Genomic DNA, 4212 nt, shown 5'->3' with positions numbered 1-4212 from the left:
TTTTCGCGTTGTTTGACAAAACAAAGCAAAAAGCATGACCAAATGCAAGACTTCAGGCGACAACTCCACACAAAGCACACTGCAATATCAGGCAAAAAAAAACCATAAAATAATCCTCAACAATAAAACGACGACGGCGGCGACCTTTTCTTTCTTTCTTTTCGTCGTTCTTGTTCTTTGTTCTTGTTCTTAGTTCTTAGGCAACCTAACTCCCTGATTATCAATAATTTCAATTGTTAATTTATCTAAACCATCGAACATTCGCTGAGAAATGGGAGAAAAATAAATAAAAAGCTGAAAAGAATCTGCTCCAAATCTTAAACTTTTCTCTAAAGTCTGCAAGCCTTTTTATATATGTATATATACCAATTCTTTTAGCCTGATTCATGTAGACTTTACAAAACTTTGGCTATTTCAAATTACTTTTCTTGCTATTACCTAAAATTATAAGAGTAAAACCTATCCATCAAAATATATAAAGATCTGTAATTCATAAAATACACATTATTATATATAATGGAGATAGATTTGTTATCATTGTAGGTAGAGGGATTATTTGATATTTAAACAAATAGGACAATACATATACATGAGGAAAGAATTTCTATATAAGAAGGAAGAACACTCTTATTTTAAATAAGGTTCATAATAAAATATCAAGATTAATTAACTACAAAGCAATGCCTCTCTTTAATAGAAAACTAATGATTAAGTTACCAATTGTTAATTATTGCTATTAATACAAAATATTATTAATTTATTTATTGCAAACTAAAATAAAAATAATACTATTTCTTATTTTTGTTAACGACAAGCACACAGAATGCACTTATACCATAAGCATATAATAATTAAATATTAATGACAAAACAAACATTTAACCTAAGTTCATTTATGAAACAGAGATTATTTAGAAACGTATCAAGGAAAATTTTATTCTCCTTGATAGGAGTGTCAACTATACTGAGTATAGTTCCTCAAAAATCTATTGCCAAAATTAATGTGATTAATGGGGTTCTACAAAAAAATGCGATAAAAGGTAGAATTCTGGATGCTACTGGCGAACCGGTAATTGGAGCAACGATTAAAGTTAAAGGTACAACAAATGGTGCATTGAGCGATCTTGATGGTTATTATACTATAAATGCACAAGTTGGAGATCAACTCGAAATCTCATATATTGGTTATAAAACACGCACAATCAAAGCTGTACAAGGGCCTAATAACATCATATTACAAGAAGATTCGAAGAATCTAAATGAAGTTGTTGTTGTTGGATTTGGAACACAAAAGAAAGTTAATCTAACAGGATCTGTTGCTGTTGTAGATGGTAAAAAACTGACTCAACGCCCTGTTCAAAGTGCTGCACAAGCCTTACAAGGAATTGTCCCCGGTCTTCAGATTAGCAATTCTTCAGGCGGTTCACTTGAGTCTAATCCAAGTATAAATATACGAGGAACTGCAACTATTGGTGAAGGTTCGTCTGGCTCTCCTCTCGTTCTTATAGATGGAATGGAAGGAGATATCAATACAATCAACTCACAAGATATCGAAAGTATATCTGTTCTGAAAGATGCTGCAGCAAGTTCAATTTATGGTTCACGTGCACCATTCGGTGTAATCCTTATTACTACTAAAGGTGGAAATAAAGAAGGTAAAGTTGTTGTGAACTATAATAACTCCTTCCGATTTAGTAATCTCATTCGAGGCAAGCACATGATGAATTCTGTTGACTTTGCAAGTTGGATGAACGATGCACGAACCAATACTGGCAGTAGTGTGTTCTTTGAAAATAATCGCATGAAACAGATTATTGCCTATCATAATGCTACCCCTTATACTCCTGGTGTTCGCAAAGCAGACGACGGCACACTACTTTATGCCATCCCTGCGAAACCAGATAACAGCGTATGGCAAGATGGATATGCCTATGGAATTGACGATATAGACTGGTATAATGTTGTTTATAAAAAGACTGCTTTTGCGCATGAACATAACGCAAGTGTAAGTGGCGGGAATGATAAATTCAACTATTATGTGTCAGGAAACTACCTTTATAATGGTGGTTTTATGGACATGGGAAGCGACAATTACAAGCGATTTAATGGTACTGCTAAGATTGGAGCACAATTAGCACGTTGGATAAGAATGAACTATAATATGCGTTTTACACGTGCTAATTATGAACGCCCATCAGCACTAACGAATGGCCTTTATAGTGATATGGCTCGCCAAGGTTGGCCAGTATTACCATTATATGACCGTAATGGTTATCTTTTTAGTTCACCTTCCCCGGCACTCGGCCTTAAAACAGGTGGACAGGATCGTAAAGAGACAGATATTATCTATCATCAATTAAGCTTCGTTCTTGAACCTATAAGAAATTGGATTACGCATGTAGATTTCAACTATAAGATAGATAATAGCATTCGTCATTGGGATAGTCAACGCACTTATAACCATAATGTTGCAGGAGAACCCGTGATTTATAATCAAAATTCAAATGTACATGAGGATGAATTTAAGGATAACTATCTCAATTTTCAACTCTACACAGAATACAATAAATCCATAGCTGAAAAACATAATTTCCATATTATGGGCGGTTTTCAGTGTGAACAGCTTAGACGAACTGAATTTGGACTGCAACGCAATGGTATCATTGATCCAGAAAAATCAGAAGTAGACCTTACAAATGGGCTCAGCTATCAAGGTGTAGCAATTACTCCTAACGTTAATGGAGCCCGCAATCAATGGCAGACAGCAGGCTTTTTTGGTCGTATCAATTATAATTATGCAGAACGATATTTAGCAGAATTAAATTTGAGATATGATGGTACATCAAAATTCCGCAGTGATAAGATGTGGAAACTATTCCCTTCTATATCATTAGGTTGGCGTATTTCAGAAGAGAACTTTATGAAAAACACAAAAGATTGGTTATCCAATTTAAAACTACGTCTATCCTATGGTTCACTTGGGAATCAGAATATCGACAATTGGTATCAAACTTACCAAACTATCGCCTACAGAGCTTTTACTGGTTATTGGCTACAAAATGGTCAAAAGACCAATACTACCAGTGCACCAGGTTTAGTATCATCATTACTCACATGGGAAAAGGTTGAAAGTTACAATGTGGGACTTGATTTTGGATTCCTCAACAACCGCCTTACTGGTTCCTTTGACTACTTTGTACGCAACACAAAGAATATGGTAGGAAAAGCGCCAGAACTACCCTCTATACTTGGTACTGGTGTTCCTGTGACTAATAATACTGACCTCCGCACAAATGGCTGGGAACTACAATTAAGTTGGAACGACCAATTAGCAAATGGTTTACATTATGGTGTCACTTTCAATCTATCTGACTCTCGAACAAAAATCACACGTTATCCTAATAACCCAACAAATAGTATAGATACTTATATTAAAGGACGCTATATCAATGAAATATGGGGATATACTACAAAGGGTATTGCTAAGAGTAATGAAGAGATGAATGCCCATCTTTCAACTACAGATCAAAGTACTATCGGTTCAAACTGGGCAGCAGGTGATATTATGTATGAAGATACAAATAATGATAAGCAAATCAATGATGGTGCACGAACTATCACAGACCATGGAGATTTAAAAGTAATTGGCAACTCAACACCTCGCTTTTTGTGGGGAATTGATCTTAATGCAAGCTGGAAAGGCTTCGACATTAGAGCCTTTTTCCAAGGTGTAATGAAGCGCGATGCATGGTTAGGAGGCTCATGGGGTTCTTTGGAATATTATTTTGGAGCTACTAATTCTGGTGAATGGTGGGCTACGGGTATTACCGCTGTGAAAGATTATTATCGTGATGCAAATACATGGTCGGTCGCTAACGGCTATCAAAAAGCTAATCAAGATGCTTTCCTTCCACGAGCAACATTTAGTAATAAAAATGAAAGATGCCAAACACGCTATCTTATGAATGCAGCATATATGCGCTTGAAAAATTTTCAAGCAGGCTATACTATCCCTCGTAACATTACAACAAAATGGGGAATCAGCAATATGCGCGTATTCGTATCAATAGAAAATCTGTTCACTATTACAAAAATGCCAAAACAATTTGATCCAGAAATAATTGGAACGGACTCTCGTCACAGTAATGGGTATCCTTTGTCGAAGACATTCTCATTTGGTATTAACGTAACATTCTAACTAAAAAAATAATAA

1 protein-coding gene is annotated in these 4212 nt (G+C 35.4%); it reads left to right on the top strand.

Features of this window, described 5'->3' with window-relative positions; translation table 11 throughout:
- Positions 1-894 precede the first annotated feature (894 nt).
- Positions 895-4197: a SusC/RagA family TonB-linked outer membrane protein gene (locus HMPREF9420_RS09510; protein ID WP_044079210.1), complete on the top strand. Its 3303-nt coding sequence runs from the start codon at positions 895-897 to the stop codon at positions 4195-4197.
- The last annotated feature ends 15 nt before the right edge of the window (positions 4198-4212 follow it).

This window comes from Segatella salivae DSM 15606, assembly GCF_000185845.1.
Classification (GTDB): domain Bacteria; phylum Bacteroidota; class Bacteroidia; order Bacteroidales; family Bacteroidaceae; genus Prevotella; species Prevotella salivae.
Note: the sequence above shows the minus strand (reverse complement) of the source record. Positions and strands in the feature narration are given on the sequence as shown.